This window comes from Amycolatopsis sp. NPDC049252 (assembly GCF_043197175.1).
GTDB lineage: Bacteria > Actinomycetota > Actinomycetes > Mycobacteriales > Pseudonocardiaceae > Amycolatopsis.
The window spans coordinates 33,473-52,304 of the sequence record NZ_JBICSQ010000064.1 but is presented as its reverse complement, the minus strand read 5'-3'; the positions used below and the strand labels follow the sequence as shown (position 1 = coordinate 52,304).

The 18,832-nt window shown below is 73.0% G+C and carries 15 protein-coding genes; 11 read left to right on the top strand and 4 right to left on the bottom strand.

The window, feature by feature from the left end; all coding sequences use genetic code 11:
• Positions 1 to 45: 45 nt before the first annotated feature.
• Complete coding sequence (locus tag ACGFMK_RS37925) at positions 46 to 1,827, bottom strand: ABC transporter ATP-binding protein (protein WP_392773829.1); 1,782 nt, start codon at positions 1,825 to 1,827, stop codon at positions 46 to 48.
• 113 nt (positions 1,828 to 1,940) lie between these two features.
• On the opposite strand from ACGFMK_RS37925, the gene mshB reads away from it, so the two are divergent.
• From mshB to ACGFMK_RS37910, 3 genes are read left to right on the top strand one after another with little or no spacing between them, the layout of a single operon-like run.
• Positions 1,941 to 2,786, top strand: coding sequence for an N-acetyl-1-D-myo-inositol-2-amino-2-deoxy-alpha-D-glucopyranoside deacetylase (gene mshB, locus ACGFMK_RS37920; RefSeq protein WP_392773827.1), 846 nt, complete (start codon positions 1,941 to 1,943; stop codon positions 2,784 to 2,786).
• A complete protein-coding gene (locus ACGFMK_RS37915) occupies positions 2,783 to 3,175 on the top strand; it encodes a hypothetical protein (RefSeq protein ID WP_392773826.1) in 393 nt (130 codons plus the stop codon). The genes mshB and ACGFMK_RS37915 overlap by 4 nt, the downstream gene beginning before the upstream one ends.
• Complete coding sequence (locus ACGFMK_RS37910; RefSeq protein ID WP_392773824.1) at positions 3,168 to 3,956, top strand: hypothetical protein; 789 nt, start codon at positions 3,168 to 3,170, stop codon at positions 3,954 to 3,956. Before ACGFMK_RS37915 ends, ACGFMK_RS37910 begins: the two co-directional genes overlap by 8 nt.
• Positions 3,957 to 3,972: 16 nt before the next feature.
• Here the strand turns inward: ACGFMK_RS37910 and ACGFMK_RS37905 are convergent, their stop codons facing one another.
• Positions 3,973 to 4,677 carry a site-2 protease family protein gene (locus ACGFMK_RS37905; protein WP_392773839.1) on the bottom strand — a complete coding sequence of 235 codons (705 nt, stop codon included), beginning with the start codon at positions 4,675 to 4,677 and terminating at the stop codon, positions 3,973 to 3,975.
• Positions 4,678 to 4,995: 318 nt separating this feature from the next.
• Here ACGFMK_RS37905 and ACGFMK_RS37900 point away from each other — a divergent pair, with 318 nt between their 5' ends.
• Entirely contained in the window at positions 4,996 to 5,283 is a 288-nt protein-coding gene (locus tag ACGFMK_RS37900; protein WP_161790928.1) for a WhiB family transcriptional regulator, read from the top strand.
• Between the two features lie 133 nt (positions 5,284 to 5,416).
• The gene (locus tag ACGFMK_RS37895) at positions 5,417 to 8,686 is read left to right on the top strand and encodes a glycosyltransferase (protein ID WP_392773822.1); all 3,270 of its coding nucleotides are present in this window, start codon (positions 5,417 to 5,419) and stop codon (positions 8,684 to 8,686) included.
• Positions 8,687 to 9,294: 608 nt separating this feature from the next.
• Here the strand turns inward: ACGFMK_RS37895 and ACGFMK_RS37890 are convergent.
• Entirely contained in the window at positions 9,295 to 9,759 is a 465-nt protein-coding gene (locus tag ACGFMK_RS37890; RefSeq protein ID WP_323323315.1) for a metallopeptidase family protein, read from the bottom strand.
• Positions 9,760 to 9,838: 79 nt separating this feature from the next.
• On the opposite strand from ACGFMK_RS37890, the gene ACGFMK_RS37885 reads away from it, so the two are divergent.
• The 5 genes from ACGFMK_RS37885 to manA all read left to right on the top strand — a co-directional run bounded on the left by ACGFMK_RS37885 (position 9,839) and on the right by manA (position 14,276).
• Complete coding sequence (locus ACGFMK_RS37885; RefSeq protein ID WP_323323313.1) at positions 9,839 to 10,195, top strand: DUF3499 domain-containing protein; 357 nt, start codon at positions 9,839 to 9,841, stop codon at positions 10,193 to 10,195.
• An 80-nt stretch (positions 10,196 to 10,275) separates the two neighbouring features.
• Positions 10,276 to 11,631: a phosphomannomutase/phosphoglucomutase gene (locus ACGFMK_RS37880; protein WP_392773820.1), complete on the top strand. Its 1,356-nt coding sequence runs from the start codon at positions 10,276 to 10,278 to the stop codon at positions 11,629 to 11,631.
• An 81-nt stretch (positions 11,632 to 11,712) separates the two neighbouring features.
• Positions 11,713 to 11,937 carry a Trm112 family protein gene (locus ACGFMK_RS37875; RefSeq protein WP_323323309.1) on the top strand — a complete coding sequence of 75 codons (225 nt, stop codon included), beginning with the start codon at positions 11,713 to 11,715 and terminating at the stop codon, positions 11,935 to 11,937.
• A complete protein-coding gene (locus tag ACGFMK_RS37870) occupies positions 11,921 to 13,015 on the top strand; it encodes a hypothetical protein (protein ID WP_392773818.1) in 1,095 nt (364 codons plus the stop codon). The genes ACGFMK_RS37875 and ACGFMK_RS37870 overlap by 17 nt, the downstream gene beginning before the upstream one ends.
• 31 nt (positions 13,016 to 13,046) lie before the next feature.
• Positions 13,047 to 14,276, top strand: a complete 1,230-nt coding sequence (manA, locus tag ACGFMK_RS37865) for a mannose-6-phosphate isomerase, class I (RefSeq protein WP_392773837.1) — start codon at positions 13,047 to 13,049, stop codon at positions 14,274 to 14,276.
• A 441-nt stretch (positions 14,277 to 14,717) separates the two neighbouring features.
• On the opposite strand, the gene ACGFMK_RS37860 is transcribed toward manA, so the two are convergent.
• Complete coding sequence (locus ACGFMK_RS37860; RefSeq protein ID WP_392773816.1) at positions 14,718 to 17,687, bottom strand: BTAD domain-containing putative transcriptional regulator; 2,970 nt, start codon at positions 17,685 to 17,687, stop codon at positions 14,718 to 14,720.
• Positions 17,688 to 17,899: 212 nt separating this feature from the next.
• On the opposite strand from ACGFMK_RS37860, the gene ACGFMK_RS37855 reads away from it, so the two are divergent.
• On the top strand, positions 17,900 to 18,817 hold the full coding sequence (locus tag ACGFMK_RS37855; RefSeq protein ID WP_392773815.1) for a cation diffusion facilitator family transporter: 918 nt from the start codon (positions 17,900 to 17,902) through the stop codon (positions 18,815 to 18,817).
• The last annotated feature ends 15 nt before the right edge of the window (positions 18,818 to 18,832 follow it).

The window sequence follows — 18,832 nt, the reverse complement described above, 5'->3', positions numbered from 1 at the left end:
CGCCACCCGAGCCGGGTGGCGGCCTTCCGCGCGTCTCAGGGAGCGTCAGTCGGCGACCGGCGCCAGCCGGCCCGCTTCCCACGCCGCGCGGCGCTCGGCCTGCAGCACCGGGTCGGCGACCGGGGCCGCCGACAGCAGGCGCCGCGTGTACTCCTGCTGCGGCGAGTGCAGCACCTGGTCACGGCTGCCGACCTCGACCAGCTTGCCGTACTGCATCACCGCGACGCGGTCGGCCAGCAGGTCGACCACCGCGAGGTCGTGGCTGATGAACAGGCACGCGAACTGCAGCGACTGCTGCAGGTCGAGGAACAGGTCCAGCACCCGGGCCTGCACCGACACGTCCAGCGCCGAGGTCGGCTCGTCGGCGATCAGCAGCGCCGGGTCGAGCGACAGCGCCCGGGCGATCGCCACGCGCTGGCGCTGGCCGCCGGAGAGCTCGTGCGGGTAGCGGTTCATGTAGTGCCCGCCCAGCTCGACCTTGTCGAGCAGCGAGCGCACGCGCGCCGAGAGCTCCTTGCCGGACAGCACCTTGTGCAGCACCATCGGCTCGGCGATCGACTCGCCGATCGTCATCTTCGGGTCCAGAGTGGACGCCGGGTCCTGGAAGACGATCGAGAAGAACCGGCGCAGCGGGCGGATCTCCTTCGCGGACATCGTCGTGATGTCCTTGCCGGCGATCGCGACGGTGCCCTGGGTGGCCCGGAGCAGGCCGACGGCGCAGCGGCCGACGGTCGACTTGCCGGAGCCGGACTCGCCGACCAGGCCGACGATCTCGCCCTTGGCGATGGTCAGCGAGACGTCGTCCACCGCGCGGTTCTTGTTCTGGCCGCGGCGGCCCGGGTACTCGAGGACCAGGTTCTTGATCTCCAGCGCCGGCGCGGCCTCTTCGATCACGGCCTCCAGCTCGGCGTCGGCCAGCCGGATGTCTTCGGCGATCTTGGCCGCCTCGGTGCTGTCGGAGGCGATCCCGGCGTCGTCGAGCAGGCGGCGGCCTGCGGGGCGCTGGCCGAGGACGGGCACCGCGGCGAGCAGCCGCCGGGTGTAGTCCTCCTTGGGCGAGGCGAACAGCTCGCGCACCGGCGCCTGCTCGACGATCTCGCCCTGGTACATCACGATGACGCGGTCGGCCATGTCGGCGACGACGCCCATGTCGTGGGTGATCAGCACGATCGCGGTGTCGAGGGTGTCGCGCAGCTTGCGCAGCAGGCCCAGGATCTCCGCCTGGACGGTGACGTCGAGCGCGGTGGTCGGCTCGTCGGCGATGATGACCTGCGGGTCGCAGGCGATCGCCATGGCGATGACGACGCGCTGGCGCAGACCACCGGACAGCTGGTGCGGGTACTGCTTGAACCGCAGCTCCGGGTTCGGGATGCCGACCAGGTCGATCAGCTCGACGGCGCGCTTGTCGGCGGCGGCCTTGGAGATGTCCTGGTGCGAGCGCAGGGCCTCACGCAGCTGCCAGCCGATCGTGTAGACCGGGTTCAGCGCCGTCATCGGCTCCTGGAAGATCATCGCGACCTGGTTGCCGCGGATCTTCTGCATGTCCTTCTCTTTGAGGTCCGCGAGGTTGCGCTCGCCGAGGCGCAGCTCGCCGGCGATCCGGCTGGTCTTGGGCAGCAGGCCCAGCACCGACATCGACGTGACGGACTTGCCGGAGCCGGACTCCCCGACCACGGCGACGATCTCGCCGGGCTTCACGTCGAACCCGATGCCCTTGACCGCGTCGACGACGCCGTCCTCGGTCGGGAACGACACGCTCAGGTCGGAGATCGACAGAACGGAACCGGACACGCCGGCGACGTCCGCCGAAGTTGCTTCAGTGCTCACCAAGATGCCCTTCGTGGGGGTACAGACGATCGCGACGCGGCGGTCGCGACTCGCGCGAGGATAACCGAGGGTGTCCCCGACGAAGGTCGGAGCACGGGAATTACGCTCAACCCGTGATCTCCCCGGTACCGCGAAGGCTGCTGCTCGTCCACGCCCATCCCGACGACGAGAGCATCACCACCGGCGCCACGATCGCACGATACGCCGCCGAGGGTGCCGAGGTGACCGTGGTGACCTGCACGCTCGGTGAGGAGGGCGAGATCGTCCGCGAGCTGCCGGAGCTGGCCGGGCTGGGGGCCTGGGCCGCCGACCAGCTGGGCGGTTACCGCGTCGGCGAGCTGACGGCCGCGTGCGCCGCGCTGGGGGTGTCACGACATCGTTACCTGGGCGGGATCGGGCGGTGGCGCGATTCGGGCATGGCGGGCACGCCGGCGGCGGCGCACCCGCGGGCGTTCGCCGGTGGCGCCCTCGAAGAGCAGGCGGCGCAGCTGGCGGAGATCCTGGACGAGGTCCGGCCCCAGGTCGTCGTCACCTACGACGCCTTCGGCGGTTACGGCCACCCCGACCACATCCGCGCCCACGAGGTCACCATGGCCGCGGCGCCGCGGGCTTCGTCGGTCGCCCGGGTGTTCCACACGGTCGCTTCGCGTGACGCCGTCCGCGCCGGGCTGGCCGAGCTGCGGGCCGACGGCACGTCCCGTTTCCCGGTGCCGCCCGACGCCGAGCTGCCGGTGACCCCGGACGAAGAGATCACGACGGTCCTGGACGTCGCCGCGTACCTGCCGGCGAAGCTGGCGGCCCTGCGCGCGCACGCGACCCAGCTGACCGTGGTCGAGGGCGCCGTCCCGCACTTCGCGCTGACCAACGAGCTGGCGCAGCCGATCCCGGCGCACGACTGCTTCGTCCTCGCCCACGGCCCGGCCGAGGGTGCCGCCACCGACTTGTTCGGTGGACTGTGACCGCGCCGGACCGGCTGACCGGGGCCCAGCTCGGCTTCCTGGTCCTGCTGGCGTTCGACGCCGTGCTGCTGGGCGTGCTGGAACTGTTCTTCTTGCCGCTGCGGATCGGCGTCGTCCCGCTGCCGGTGACGGTGCTGGTCGGCGCGGTGACGACACCGTTGCTGGTTTCGACCACGGCCAAGCTGGTGCGGCCGTCTCTTTCGTGGGTACCCCTCGTCGTGTGGGTGCTCGTCGTGTTCGGGTTCGGCATGCTGGGTCCGGGCGGTGACCTGGTGCTGATCCAGGACTGGCGGGCGCTGCTGCTGCTCGGTGCCAGCGCGCTACCCGGCGCGATGGTGCTCGGCGGCGGGCTGGGCCGTGCGGCGGGAAGGAAACCGGGACGTGGCTGAGGCGATTTCCGACAAGCAGGTCGTGGCGGTGCTGCGCCCGTTCGTGCGGGCCTGCGGGCCGATGCTCGACGCGCTGCGCGAGTCCGACCCGTTCGGGCTGCAGGCGCGCGACCGGCGGGAGCAGGACGACCTCGCCGAGGTCGAGTCCGGGCTCAAGGCGAAGCTGATCCACGGGCTGACGTCGGTGAAGGTCCCCGGCACGGCCGCGTGGGGGCGGATGACCGGCTACGACCGGTCGAGCTGGTGGATGAACCGCGTCGGCCGGTTCACGGCGCTGCTGACGTCGATCCCCGGCCTGGGCGGCGCGCTGGCCGATCGGCTGCCGGTGCAGGACACGCTCGGCGCGGCGTCACAGGGGCTGCTGCTGTGCGCGATCGCCGGCGAGTACGGCGTCACGGACGTCGGGACGCGCGTGCGGCTGATCGCGGCGGTGCTGTTCGAGCGGGACATCGACGCCGACCTCGCGGCGGGACGCCACCCGGAGCACGACGAAGCCGCGGAGGCCGAGGAAGCCGCGAAGCTGACCGAAGAGCTCACGGCGTCCGAGAAGAAACACGGCAAGGCGACGATCAAGGCCGCTGCGGGCACGTTGTGGCGCCTCGGCCGCGGCCTGATCGCGATCACCGGCGAACTCGAGAAGCGCCCGCGGGGCAACTTCGTGCACCGCGCGCTGGGCATGCTCCCGGTCGTCGGGGCAGCGGGGGACTACCTCGGCGAGCGGTCCGGGCTCAAGGAGGTCTGGAAGCGGGCGCACACCTGGCTGACCGCGCACTGCGCGTGAGCTTCCGGTCGGCCCCTCACTGCCAGAAGTGGAAGAGCTGGGCACCATCCCCCGCCGCGTCCCTGTAGCCGCCGAGCTGGTCGAAGATCCAGCCGGCACCGGTCCAGAGCGCGTCCCGCGCAGGCTGAAAGAACCACAGGAGCGCGAACAGGACGATCGGCGCCCAAGGGCGCGCCTTGGCGCCGAACTCCCGCGCCTGCGGCGACAGGTAGGGCTCGATCGCGCCCCAGCCGTCGAGTCCCGGGATGGGCAGGATGTTCAAGATGAAGGTGAGCACCTGCAGGAGGACCAGGTAGGACATCGCGACCACCAGGCCGTGCGCCATCGGCACCAGCGCGACCACCAGGGCCAGTGCCGCCCCGACCGCGAGGTTGCTCAGGGGCCCGGCCAGCGACACCCACGACGACGTCCCGCGGCTGCGCAGGGCGCCGCGGTTGATCCACACCGCGCCGCCCGGCAGCGGGATGCCGCCGATGATGAGGAAGATTAACGGCAGCAGGATAGATAGGACCGGGTCGGTGTACTTCCGCACGTCGAGTGTGAGGTACCCCTTTTGGGCGACGCTGTAGTCGCCACCGCGGTAGGCGACCATCGCGTGCCCGAACTCGTGCAGCGACAGCGACGCCACCCAGCCGGCGGCGACGAAGATCACGACACCAGCCACGACCAGTGTGTCGTGATCCTGGGCTAGGAGTGGGTTGACGTAGCCGAAGGCCGCCATCACGCCACCGGCGACGGTGAGGGCGAGGATGCCGAGGAAGACCGGGCTGGGGCGCGTTGCTGACTTCTGCACGCTTCCAGTCTTCCGTATGCCCGGTGTGAAGTTACCGGCGTGTCCCCTTGCGCGATCGGGCCGAAGGGTCCCCCGAACTCGCTACTCCGCTTGACCTGACCGCACTACACGGGTGTAATCACAGTGATGTCATTCGTCGTCGAGGGGACGGCGAGTGTCGTTTCACCACCGCCAGCCTGGGGAGTGCTAGGGAGCGAGGAGGCGGACGTGCGGTTGGAAGCCGATGGTAAGGAATGGGGGCACGTCATGAGTTGGGGCGAGATCCCGGAGCAGGCTCTGGGAGATCTCACCGAGCTCATCGATGCCACCGAAGAAGAGCAGGACTGGCAAGAACGCGCTCTGTGCGCGCAGACGGACCCGGAGGCGTTCTTCCCGGAGAAGGGCGGCTCCACCCGCGAAGCGAAGCGGATCTGCCTGGGCTGCGAGGTCAAGGACGAGTGCCTTGAGTACGCGCTGGCCCACGACGAACGCTTCGGCATCTGGGGCGGTCTGTCCGAGCGGGAGCGCCGGAAGCTGAAGAAACGCGCGGTGTGAGGGGAGATCACCGGTGATGCGTGGCGTCACCGGTGATTCCATGTGGTGAACACGCGGCGTGGGTTCACCATCGGGTGACGGACCGGGGCCGTAGGGTGGCCGCACCGGTCCACCGCCTGATCTGGAGCGTTTGTTGCCCCGCACCGCCGCGCCGCCCGCCCTGCGCACCGCGCCCGTTCTGGCCATTGTGGTCTGTCACAACGGGGAAAACTGGCTGCCGCTGGCGCTTTCTTCGTTGCGCCGCAGCACCGTCGCACCCCGGCACGTGCTCGCCGTGGACACCGGGTCCACCGACGCGACCCCCCGTCTCCTGGCCGAAGCGGCCGACCCGGACGGCGACCCGGGTTCTTCTCCCGTGCTCTCCGGGATCATCACGCTTTCGAGTGAAACCGGCTTCGCCGCCGCGGTGGCCGAAGCCGTCGAGCACGCCGCCGAGCGGTGGGGCGACCCGGGAGCGTGGCTCTGGCTGTTGCACGACGACTGCGCGCCCGAGCCGGACTGCCTCGACGAACTCCTGCGCGTGGCCACCGCGAAACCGTCCGCGACCGTGCTCGGCGCGCTCGGTCTCGACTGGACCGACCCGCGCCTGATCGTCGAAGCCGGCCTGTCGACCGACGCGTCCGGGCACCGGCAGCAGATCGCCGCCACCGGCGACGACCCGGCCGAGGTGCTCGCCGTGCCCAGCGCGGGCTCGCTCGTGCGCCGCGACGCCTGGGACGCCCTCGGCGGCTTCGACCCGGATTTCCCGTTGCTGCGCGAAGATCTCGACTTCGGCTGGCGCGCGAACGCGGCGGGCGGGCTGGTGCTGTCCGTGCCGACCGCGCGGGTTCGGCACGCGCGCGCCGTCACCACCGGACAGCGGCCCGCGGACGCCGTCCCGGCGTCGCTCGCGGCCGCGAACCGCGCCCACGGGCTGCGCGTGTTCCTGGTGAACTGCTCGCCGTTTTCCTTCTGGCTGGGCATGATCCGGCTCCCGCTGCTGTCGGTGCTGCGCGCGCTGGCGTTCGTCCTGCTGCGCCGCACCGGGGAAGCGCGCGCGGAGTTCGCCGCGGCCGCGTACCTCCTCAGTGGACGCGGCGGATTGCGCGCCGCGCGGGCCCACCGGCGGCGTAATCCGCGGCCTGGCACGGTTCGCGGGCTCTTCACCGGTCGTGTGACGCGGCTGCGCAACGCCGTCCGCGCCGGCGTGGTCGGTCTCGTGCGGCGTGGTGTGGAGAACGACGTCGCGCTCGGAACCGTGCCCGAGACCGTCAAAACCGAGTCCGCGTGGGTGACGCCGGAAGCGCTCGACGCGCGCGAGAACCGTCCCGTCGGGCCGGACGCGCTGCCCGCGGGCGCGCTGCGCGGGGTCAGCTCGCGCGGGTCCGGGCTGCGGCGGCCGGGCACGCTGGTCGCCGTCGCGCTGCCGGAAACCGCGGCGCCCGAACCGGAAGCTCTCGAAGACGTCACTCCGGCGCCCGAGCCGGAACTCGTCTTCGTCGAGGTCAACCGCCGCCGCGTGCTCGGGGCGACGATCTTCGCGCCGCCGGTGGTGCTGCTGGTCGTGATGACCGCGCTCGGCCTGGTCGTCAACCGCGCCCGGCTCGGGCTCGACCTGTTCGGCGGCAAGCTGCTCCCGGTCGGCGGGCTGGGTGAGCTCTGGACGTCGTACCTCGAGCCGTGGCACGCGGTCGCGGGCGGTACCGGCGCGCCCGCGTCGGCGACCGTGCCGGTGCTGGGCACGCTCGGCGCCGTGTTCGCGCCGATCGGCGGCCCGGCCGCGCTGGTCGCCGTGCTGCTGCTCGGGGACATCCCGCTGGCCGCGCTGAGCGCGTACGTGGCGACGCGGCGGCTGCGCGTCCGGCGCTGGGTCCGCGCGGTCATCGCCGCGACGTACGCGCTGCTGCCGGCCGCCACGGCGGCGGTGGCGCAGGGCCGGCTCGACGTCGTCGTGGTGCACCTGGTGCTGCCGCTCGTCGCCGCGGGCATCGCCGGGCTGCTGGTCCGCGCGGACACGCGGTGGCTGCACGTGTCGGCGCTCTCGGCGTTCGGCGTCGCGCTGCTCGGCGCGTTCTCCCCTCTGGCGCACGGGCTCGCGCTCGCCGGGTTGCTGATCGGGTTCGTGGTGCTGCCGGCGCCGACCGGGCTGGCGCGGCGGATCGCGTCGGTCGGGATCGTGGTGCTGCTGCCGCTGGCCCTGCTGCTGCCGTGGCCGACGGTGTTGCTGAAGCACCCGGAGCTGCTCGTCCAGGGGCTGGGCGGAGCGGCCGCGGCGGTCTCCGCGACCGACCTGGCCGGGCTCGACCCCGGCGGGCCGGGTGCCTGGCCGATCGGCGTCGCGGTGATCGCGGCGGCGCTGGTGGCGCTCGTGGTCCGTCCGACGAAGCTGGCCGCGGGCGGGCTCGCGCTGGCCGCGCTGGGTGCGGGCGGCCTGGTCCTGGTCCGGCTCGTCACGGCGACGCCGATGCAGGGCGGCGCGGCGGCGCACGGCCACGCCGGGGTGCCGCTGCTGATCGTCGGCGCGGGGCTGCTGTGGGTCGTGCTCGGTTCGTGGCAGCGCGGCGGCTCGGCCGGAGTACCGGCGACGTGGCTGCCGAAGGTGTTCGCGACGGCCGGCGTCGCGGTGCTGGTGGCCCTGGCGGCCGGCGCGGTGGTCGTCGGCGGGCAAGGACCGCTTCGCGCCGGCGCGCGGCCGTCGCTGGCCCCGGAGGTCACGGCGGAGCTGGGCGCGTCGGGCCGGTCAGTGCTGGAAATGGCGCCGGACGCGACCCGCCAGATCGGCGGCCGCCTGCCCCACTACGGCGACGACGAGCTGGCCCCGACCCCGGGCACCCCGACCCGGCTCGCGACGTGGCGCCGCGACCTCGGCCAGGGCGACGCGGCCGCGGTGCAGCGCACTTTCGCCGCCGCGGCGGCCGCGGGGGTGGAGTACGTGGTGCTCCCACCTGGTGTCGACGCCCAGGCGTACCCACCGCTGGCGAAGGACATGGTCTCGGTGGCCGCGCCGACGTCGGACGGCCGCGGCGTGCTCAGGCTGCTTTCCCCGGCGGGCCAGGTGATCTTGATTTCCCCGGAGCAGGCCAAGGCCGCGGTGACGGGCGGGGGTGCGCCGGGGAACGCGCCGGGTGTGGTGCCGGTCCAGGCCGGGTTGCCGGACGTCCGCGTCCGGGTGTCGGACGGCCCGACCGGGCGGCTGCTGGTCTTGGCGGCGGAGCAGGAAGCGGGCTGGAAGGCGTCGGTGGGCGGCAAGGGGGTGCCGATCGTCCCGGCTTGGGGGCATCAGGTGGCGGTGTCGGTTCCGCCAACGACGTCCGAGGTGATGGTGGAGTTCCCGGGTACGGAGCGGAACTTGCTGCTGCTGGCCCAGCTGGCGGCGGTGCTGTTCACGCTGCTGACGGCGGTTCCGGCGCGGCGGCGCCGCTGAACTTCGCCGGGTTGTTTGGTGCCGCATCGGGCACGAACGGTCCGTTCGCGCTGTTTCGGGCACGACTGGCCCGTTCGCGCGGTGCGCAGGTGGGCGCGAGTGGCCCGTTCGCGCCGTGACCGGCGCGGATGGCCCGTTGGGTGCGGCGGGGTGTGCGGGTGCGACTGGCCCGTTGGTGCCGAATCAAGCACGAGTGGCCCGTTGGTGCGGCGGGTCGGTGTGGGCACGAGTGGTCCGTTGGTGCCGAATCAAGCGCGGGTGGCCCGTTCGCGCGGTCCGGCATGTGGGTGCGAATGGACCGTTCGTGCCTGAACAGGCGCGAGTGGGCCGTTGGTGCGGGTGGATGTGGGCGGCGAGCGGACCGTTGGTGCCGTGATGGGCGCGAGTGGGCCATTGGTGCCGAAAGAAGCGCGAGTGGCCCGTTGGCGCGGTGCAGCAGGGGCGCGAGTGGCCGGTTCGTGCCGCGGTCAATGCGGGCGTGAGAGGGCCGTTCGTGCCCGAACAGGCGCGAGTGGGCCGTTGGTGCGGTCCGGGAGGCGGTCGCGAGTGGCCCGTTCGCGCCGAACCAACCCCGAGCGCAGCCCAGCCCAGCCGGTCCCGGGCTGGAACTACTCGCCTTCGATGACGTCCGGCTCCACGCCGAGATACCCGGCCACCTGCTCCACCAGCACGTCGTGCACCAGCTCGGCCAGCTCCGACGGGTCCTTCGCCCGCGCCTCCAGCGGCCGCCGGTACAGCACGATCCGGGCCCGCGTCGGCATCCCTGTGCGGTCCACCCCCGCCGGGACCAGGCGCGACAGCGGCACCGCGCCGTCGTGCAGCACCCCGTCGGACGGTGCCTTGCCGTTCTCGCGGACCTCGGGCACGTCGTCGACCGCCACGTCCAGCTTCGTCAGCTCGTGGCGCCAGCGGGCTTCGATCGGTTCCAGCGCGTCGAGCACCAAGGCGTCGAACCGTTCCGCCCGGCTCGCGGCGGCGGGGAGGGTCGCCGGATAGAGCGTCCCGCGCAGGCCCCGGCCGTGCCGGTCCCGTCGCAGGCGCCGCCGTTGTCGGTAGTCACGAGCCGTCGCCACCCCGGAAGTCTATGCGGTCGGCACGTCCCAGCGCGTGTCGCTCCTACGACCTTGCGGCGACGCGCTATCGTTTCCGATCGTGCGGAGCGTACGGAAGTGTTCGCGTACCGGCTGTCTCGAGCCGGCAGTGGCCACGCTGACGTATGCCTACAGCGACTCCACCGCCGTCGTCGGCCCGCTGGCCACCGCCTCCGAGCCCCACTCGTACGACCTCTGTGAAGCCCACGCGCTGCGGCTGACCGTCCCCAAGGGCTGGGAAGTCGTCCGGCACGAAGGCGCCTTCGCCGCTCCGGACCCGTCGGCCGACGAGCTGACCGCGCTGGCCGAGGCCGTGCGCGAGGCCGGTCGTTCCGACAAGCCCGCGCCGCCCGCCACCGAACCGGACGGCCCGTCCGGACGCCGCGGTCACCTCCGGGTCCTGCCCGGCCGCGCCTGAGCGCGTAACCCACCTCCGGCGCCGGTAGGCTTTCCGCGCGGCGCAGCGGGCGCCGGGACGACTATTCGCGGGGAGACGGCGTGCCAGACCTTTCGGGCATCGTGAAGGCCTACGACATTCGCGGCGTGGTCGGCGAGCAGCTCGACGCGGACCTCGTCCGCGACTTCGGTGCCGCGTTCGCGCTGCTCATCAAGCCCGAGGCCCCCGCGGTGGTGATCGGCCACGACATGCGCGACTCGTCGCCGGGGCTGTCCGCGGCCTTCGCCGAGGGTGTCACCTCACAGGGGCTCGACGTCGTCAGCATCGGGCTGGCGAGCACCGACCAGCTGTACTTCGCGTCGGGTTCGCTGAACCTGCCGGGCGCGATGTTCACGGCCAGCCACAACCCGGCCAAGTACAACGGCATCAAGATGTGCCGTGCCGGCGCGTCGCCGGTCGGCCAGGACACCGGGCTCGCCGAGATCCGGGACACCGTCGAGCAGGGGGTGCCCGAGTTCGAGGGCCAGCGGGGCACCGTGTCGGAGCGGGACGTCCTCGCCGACTACGCCGCCTACCTGCGCAACCTCGTCGACCTGTCCGGCAACCGGCCGCTGAAGGTCGTGGTCGACGCCGGCAACGGCATGGGCGGGCACACCGTCCCGACCGTCTTCGACGGGTTGCCGATCGACGTCGTCCCGATGTACTTCGAGCTCGACGGCAGCTTCCCGAACCACGAGGCCAACCCGCTGGACCCGGCGAACATCGTCGACCTGCAGGCGAAGGTGCGCGAGGTCGGCGCGGACGCCGGGGTGGCCTTCGACGGCGACGCCGACCGCTGCTTCATCGTCGACGAGCGCGGCGAGCCGGTTTCGCCGAGCGCGATCACGGCGCTGGTCGCGGTGCGCGAGCTCGCGAAGGACCCGGGCGGCACGATCATCCACAACCTGATCACGTCCAAGGGCGTGCCGGAGATCGTCTCCGAGCACGGCGGCAAGCCGGTCCGCACCCGCGTCGGGCACTCGTTCATCAAGGCCGAGATGGCCCGCACCGGCGCGATCTTCGGTGGCGAGCACTCCGCGCACTACTACTTCCGCGACTTCTGGCGCGCCGACACCGGCATGCTGGCGGCGCTGCACGTGCTCGCCGCGCTCGGCGAGCAGGAGGGCCCGCTGTCCGAGCTGACCAGCGCGTACTCGCGCTACGCGGCGTCGGGTGAGATCAACTCCACGGTGGACGACCAGGTCGCGAAGATGATGTCGGTCAAGGACGTCTTCGGGGCCCGCTCCGGCGTCGAGATCGACGAGCTGGACGGCCTCACCGTGCAGCTGCCGGGCGGTGCCTGGTTCAACCTGCGGCCGTCGAACACCGAGCCGCTGCTGCGGCTGAACGTCGAGGCCGCCAACGAAGAGGCGGTGCAGGCGCTGGTGGAGGACGTCCTCGCGATCATCCGCAGCTGACCTGTCCGGGTGAAGGGCAGGCGGGACGAACTGTGTCCTGAAGGTGCCCTTCACCACCTCACCGCGTGGTATGGAGGAACCATGGCCCTCACGCTCGACGCCCAGCTCCTCGAGATCCTGGCGTGCCCGTCGCCCGATCACGCCCCGCTGCGTCCCGGGACCCCGGGCGACCCCGAGGCCGACGCCCTGACCTGTACCGAGTGCGGCCGGGTGTACCCGGTCCGTGACGGGATCCCGGTGCTGCTGCTCGACGAAGCGACCGGTGGCCCCGCTGAAAGCGAAGCGTCCGATGCCGACGGTGCTTGACGACACGCTGCTCGACGACCCCGCGCGCCTGGCTGAGGCCGACAGCGCGGGGCTGCTCCGTGCCGCCGCGATGGCGGGCGCCCAGGTGCGGGCGGCCGCCGAGCTCGCGGCCGAGCTGGGCCTGGCCGACCGCCTCGACGTGGGCCGTCCGCGCGCCGTCGTGCTGATCGACCGGCCGGGGGTGAGCCGGACGCTCACGCGGCTGCTGGCGGCGCTGCTGGCGCCGTCGTGCCCGGTGCCGGTGGTCGTCGCCGAGGTGGTGCCGAGCTGGATCGGCGCGCTCGACGTCGTCTTCGCGCACACCGACGACCCCGGCGACCGCGAACTCGCCGCGTCGCTGGAGCGCGCCGCGCGCTTCGGCGCGTCCGTGGTGCTCTCCGCGCCGGCCGAGGGCCCGGTGGCGGCCGCGGTGGCGGGCAAGGGCGTGCTGCTCGCGCCGCGGATCCCGGTGCCGCCCGAGCTGGCGTTCCCGCGCGGCCTGGCCGCCGGCCTGCTCACCGCGAACGCGCTGGGCCTGCTGGTGGCCGACGTCCAGGTGCTGGCCGACCAGCTCGACCTGGAAGCCGAAAAGGACTACCTGGCCCGCGACTCCTTCGCGAACCCGGCCAAGGCGCTCGCGCTGCGGGTCGCCGACCGCGTGCCGCTGCTGTGGGGGCTCGACCCGGTCGCGGTCGCCGTCGGCGAACACGCTGCGCACGCGTTTGCCGCGCACGCTGCTACTGTCTGTGACGTCGAGGATTACCGTCAGGCGTTGGCGCGCCCCGCATTGCGGCGGGCGGCGATATCAGGTGGCGCGGAGCGTGACATCTTCGCCGATCCGGACGATCCATCAGGTGACATCCCGACTCGGGTGCTGCTCCTCTCGGTGCGAACCGGTCCGGCCACGGACGCGGCGCGCTTCCAAGCCGAGGATCTGCTGCCGGGGGCGGACGTCATCGCCCCGGCCGAGGAGTTCGAGGCGGACGAAATCGTGCGGGCCGCGGTGCTGGCGCTGCGGTTCGAACTGGCGGCGGTCTATCTCGGGCTGGCGGCGGGCAGCATCGGCGGCGCGGGCCGCTTCGAGCCCGTGACGGCCTGAGAGCCGCCGAAGGAGTGGAGTTGAGGTGACAGTGGAGCTGCTGCGCAACGCGGTGCGGCCCTACGCCTGGGGATCGCGGACGGCGATCCCCGAGCTGCTGGGCCGCCCGATCCCCGCGCCGCACCCCGAGGCCGAGCTGTGGATGGGTGCCCACCCGGGTGACCCGTCGCACGTCATCGGTCCCGACGGAACCGAGCGAAGCCTGCTCGAGCTGGTCGAAGCCGACCCGGTGAACCAGCTGGGCGAGCGCTGCGCGAAGCGGTGGGGCGGGCGGCTGCCGTTCCTGCTGAAGATCCTCGCCGCGGAGGAGCCGCTGTCGATGCAGGCGCACCCGTCGGCGGCGCAGGCCGCGGAGGGGCACGCCCGCGAGGAGAAGCTGGGCATCCCGCGCGACGCGGCGAACCGCAACTACCCGGACCCGACGGCGAAACCGGAGCTGGTCTGCGCGCTGACGGAGTTCCACGCGCTGGCCGGGTTCCGCGAGCCGGAGCGCACGGTCAAGCTGCTGAAGGCGATCGAGACGCCGGGACTGGCCAAGTACACCGGGCTGCTCGAGGCGCAGCTGGACCCCTCGGGGCTGCGCGCGCTGTTCACGACGTGGATCACGCTGCCGCAGTCGTCGCTCGACTCGCTGCTGCCGGAGGTGCTGGACGCCTGCGTCCGGCACGTCCAGGAGCACGGCGAGTTCGCGCTCGAGTGCCGGACGATCCTGGAGCTGGGCGAGGCGCACCCGCGTGACGCCGGGGTGCTGGCGGCGCTGCTGCTCAACCGCCTGACGCTGCGCGCGGGCGAGGCGATCTACCTGCCGGCCGGCAACCTGCACCTCTACCTGCACGGCACGGCCGTGGAGATCCTGGCCAACTCGGACAACATCCTGCGCTGCGGGCTGACACCGAAGCACGTGGACGTCCCGGAGCTGCTGCGGGTCGTCGACTTCGCGTACGGCGAGATGCCCGTCCAGTGCGGCGACGCGGGCGACCGCATGGCGATCTACCGCACGGACGCGCCGGAGTTCGAGCTGTCGCGCGTCGAGTGGGCCGAAGGCCAGGACGACGAGGTGACGGTCGACAGCGTCGGCCCCCAGATCCTGCTCTGCACGTCGGGTGACCTGCTGGTCACGGCCGACGACGGCGAGAAGGTCGAGCTGCGCCGCGGTCAGTCGGTGTGGCTGCCCGCCGCGGACCCGCCGGTGAGGATCCGCCCGCTCGACGGGTCCGGCGCCCAGCTGTTCCGCGCGACCGCCGGAACCTGCGAAGACTGACACCCGGTACCCGGGCGGTCGGCTCGCGTACCCAGGCAGTCGGTCGTGAGCCGACTGTTCGGGCACACCCGTGCGCGCGGCGTTCTGTGTGCGTTCCGTGTGGCGCCTTCCGACACGATCCTCACCACGGGGTGACCCTGGTGCGCTGGTGCGCGCCGCCGGCCTGCTGGGGGTGGCGCCGGTCGTTCCGCGTCCGGCGTCCGTGGGCTCGGGGGGCTGGGGGTGGTGTCGCGAGGGGGCGACACCACCCCGCTTCAGCCGGCTCGGTGGGCGTTGGGCAAGGGAGCGACGCCCCGGTTCCTCTGGCGGATTCGGTGAGCGCCGGCGGAGAGCGCCCACCACCCCGGTGTCAGGCCGGGTCGTGGGGCAGGGGGCGACACCCCTCGGTATCTCGGGCGGATTCTGTGAGCGCCAGCGGAGGGCGCCCACCACCCCCGAGTGTCAGGCCGGCTCGGTGAGTGCCAGCAGGGCTCGGCGGAGAGCCGCCGCGCTGGCGTCGCGCGGGTCGGCGAGTTCCGCCGTCTCCGCGGCCGCTTCGGCCGCCGCGGCCGGGTCGCCGACGGCTTCGTAGGCCTGCTGCAGAACCAGTGACGTGAGGCTCGTCGCGGGCCGTCCGCCCATCTCGCGGAACTCGTCGAGGCACGCGCGCAGCACCGGGATCGCCTGCGCCGCACGGCCTTCGCCGATCCAGCTCGCCGCGATGGCGCGGGTGCACGACAGCTCGCGAGGCCGCTCATTCAGCTCCTGCGCGAGGTCACGGGCCTGGCCGAACGCCTCGACGGCCCGCTGTCTTCGACCCCGGAACGCCTCGATCGCGCCCAGCGTGCGCAGGGACTTCGCCAGCGCCGAACGCGCCGGTGTCGTCCGCAGCAGCGCCACCGATTCGGAGATCGCCGACGCGGCTTCGGTGGCCCGCGCGCTGAGCAGCAACGACCACGCGACGCCGTGCAGCGCGATCCCCAGCTGCCGTGGCTCGCCGGATTTCCTGGCCAGCACAACGGTTCCCTCGTCGACGGCCAGGGCGTCCCCGACCCGGCCCAGCCGGTGCAGCGCGGCCGACTCCGCTGCCCGCACCCAGACCGGCTCCGCCGCGTCACCGTCCACAGTGAACAGTTCGCGGGCGTCCGCGGCGGTCTTCAGCGCCTCTTCCGCGCGGCCGAGCCCGATCAGGCAGTGCGCCAGGTTGGCCGAAACCCACGCGTGCGTCCGGCGATCGCCGTAGGACTCCAGCTCCTTCGCGCATTCGCGGTAGCGGACCGCGGCCTCTTCGTACTGTCCGCGGGTGTGCCGCAACAGCGTCAGGTTGGCCTCGGCGACCGCCGCCAGTGGCCGGTCCGCACCCGCGGCCGCGAGCACCGTTTCGTACGCCGCGCGCATGTCCGCGTAGTGCCCCTGCAGGTACAGGTGGCCGCTGAGCCTGTCGAGCAGCAGCAGCGCGTCGTGCTCGCGGCCCAGCTCGCACAGGGTGCCGACGAGCAGGAGCAGGTTCGCGCGCTCGGCGGCGAACCACCGCTCCGGCCGGGCCAGCAGCCGCTCGACGAGCTCACCCGGCAACGGCTGCGCGGGTGCTTCCCGCGCCAGCGCGGGCATCGGCACCGTGCGCGGCAGCCGCGCGGACGCCGTGTCGGCCAGCGCGAGGGTCGCGGCCAGCACCGTGCGCAGGCCGCCGCCGTCGGGCGCTTCCAGCTCCGTCGCGTAGAGCCGGACGAGGTCGTGCAGCCGGTAACGGCCTTCGCCGGTCTCGTCGGGACCGCCGGACTCCAGCAGGCTGGCCTCGACCAGCTCCTCGACGGCTTCGTCGGCGCCTGGGTCGTCGATCAGCGCGGTGACGGCCCAGGCGGGCAGGTCGAGGTTGTGGCAGCGGCCGATCAGCCGGAACGCACGCCGGGTGAGGGGGCGGAGGCCGTCGTAGCTCAGCGCGATGCTGCCGCGGACACCCAGGTCGCTCACCGTCAGCTCGTCGAGCCGGCGGACCTCGTCCTCCAGCCTGTCGGCCAGCTCGGCGAGCCGCAGGTGCGGGCGGATGGCCAGGCGGCTGCCCGCGATCCGCAGCGCCAGCGGCAGGTGGTCGCACGCCGCGACGATGCGCGCCGCGTCGGCGGGCTCGTGGGCCACGCGGTCGCCCGCCAGCCGGGTCAGCAGGCGTGTCGCGTCCGCGTCCGGCAGCGGCCCGAGCGCCAGCCGGTGCGCGCCCGCGAGGCCGCTGAGCCGGCGCCGGCTGGTGACCAGGACGGCGCAGCCCGGCGTGCCCGGCAGCAGGGTCCGGACGTGCTCGGGGTCGGTGGCGTCGTCGAGCACCACCAGCACCCGGCGGTCGGTGAGCCGGCCGCGGAACACCGCCGCGCGGGCGTGGACGTCGTCCGGGATGGCCGGGCCGGTGACGCCGAGCGCGCGCAGCAGGTCGGCCAGGACGTCACCGAGGTCTCGCGGGCCGGACGGGACGTACAGCTGACCGTCCGGGAACTGCGCGCGCAGCCGGTGGGCGGCGCGCACGGCCAGGGTGCTCTTGCCCGCGCCCGGTTCGCCGCTGAGCACCGCGACCGGGACGCCGGAGCCGCTGCCCAGCACCTCGGTGAGCTCGGCGAGTTCGGTGTCGCGGCCGGTGAAGTCCGCGGTATCGGGCGGCAGCTGGCACACCGGCCAGACCGGCGCGGGTGCGGTGGGCAGTCGCGGCACCGGGTCCTCGCCGCGCAGCACGGCCGCGTGCACCCGGCGGGCCTCGGCACCCGGTTCGACGCCGAGCTCGTCGATCAGCGTGGCCCGCAGCCGCCGGTAGACCTCGAGCGACTCGCCCTGCCGCCCGGCCCGGTGCAGCGCGATCATCAGCTGCGCGGCCGGCCGTTCGCGCAGCGGGTGCGCGGTGACCATCGCCTGCAGCTCGCCGATCAGCTCCCCGTGCCGCCCGGCGGTGAGCTCGGCATCGACGCAGTCCTCGAAGACGGCGAGCCGCTCGGACTCCAGCCGCGCGACGTCGGCGTCCAGGCGCGGCACGTGCAGCCCGGCCAGCACCGGCCCCCGCCACTGCGCGAGCGCCCGCCGGTAGTGCCGCGACGCGGCGACGGCGTCCCCCGCCCGCGCGGCGACCTGCCCCTCGGCGGCGGCGGACCGGAAGACGAGCAGGTCCAGCTCGTCCGGCTCGGCCCGCAGCCGGTACCCGAGCGGCCCGTGCTCCACGCGCAGGCCGCCGATCCGCTCGCGCAGCCGCGAGAGGTAGGTGTGCAGGTTCGAGGCGTACGACTTCGGCGGCACGTCCGGCCACAGCGCTTCGACCAGCACGTCGGCGTGGACGTGCTGGTTGGCGTTCAGCAGCAGCACGGCCAGCAGCGTGCGCTGCCGCGCCCCGCGCAGCACGGCCCACCGCCCCGGCGGGCTTTCGACCGCGAGCGTGCCGAGCACGGCGAAGTGCGCCATGTCACCTTCCCAGACTGGCGAGCAGGGAGGGCCACGGTAGCGGAGGGCACCGACAGAAACGGCCGCGTTCTCGCGGATCGGTGGGGCTGGATCAGTGTGCGGATCCCGGCCGACCGGACGCCGCCTGATCGAATTTCCGGGCGGTGGCGACCCAGCGCGACCCGGCCTATTACGCTCCACCCGGACATTCAGGACCTACCAGGGGAGCGGTCGTGTCAGCTGGAGGCGGAACCAAGGCGATCATCGCCGCGCTCGGAGCCAATGCCGGGATCGCGGCCGCGAAGTTCGTCGGCTTCCTCGTCACCGGGTCGTCGTCGATGCTGGCGGAGTCGGTGCACTCGCTGGCCGACACCACGAACCAGGGCCTGCTGCTGCTCGGCCAGAAGACGTCCAAGCGCCAGGCGGACCAGGACCACCCGTTCGGCTACGGCCGCGACCGGTACTTCTACTCCTTCATCGTCGCGCTGCTGCTGTTCACCCTCGGCTCCGCGTTCGCGATCTACGAGGGCATCCACAAGATCGGCGAGCCGGAGCCGCTGGAGTCGCCGATCGTCGCGGTGATCATCCTGCTCGTCGCGGTCGGCCTCGAGGGCTACAGCTTCTACACCGCCGTCGGCGAATCGAAGAAGATCAAGGGTGACGTCAGCTGGTGGGGCTTCATCCGCCAGGCCAAGGAACCGGAGCTCCCGGTCGTCCTGCTGGAGGACGCCGGCGCGCTGCTCGGACTCGTGCTCGCGCTGCTGGGTGTCGGGCTGTCGGTGATCACCGGCGACCCGGTCTGGGACGGCGTCGGCACCCTCGGCATCGGCCTGCTGCTCGGGGTCATCGCGATCATCCTGATCGTCGAGATGAAGAGCCTGCTCATCGGCGAAGGGGCCAACCCGGGCGTCCTCGCGACGATCGTCGACGAGCTGGCCGCGGGCAAGGTCGAGCGCGTCATCCACATCCGCACCCAGTACCTCGGCCCGGACGAGCTGCTCGTCGCGGCGAAGCTGGCGCTGGTGCCCGGCCTCGACACCGCGCAGGTGGCCACGGCCATCGACGACGCCGAGGCGCGCGTGCGCTCGAAGGTGCCCGTCGCGAAGCTCATCTACCTCGAGCCGGACCTGGACCGAAGCCTCGCGAGGTAGCGCTTCGGCAAGCCG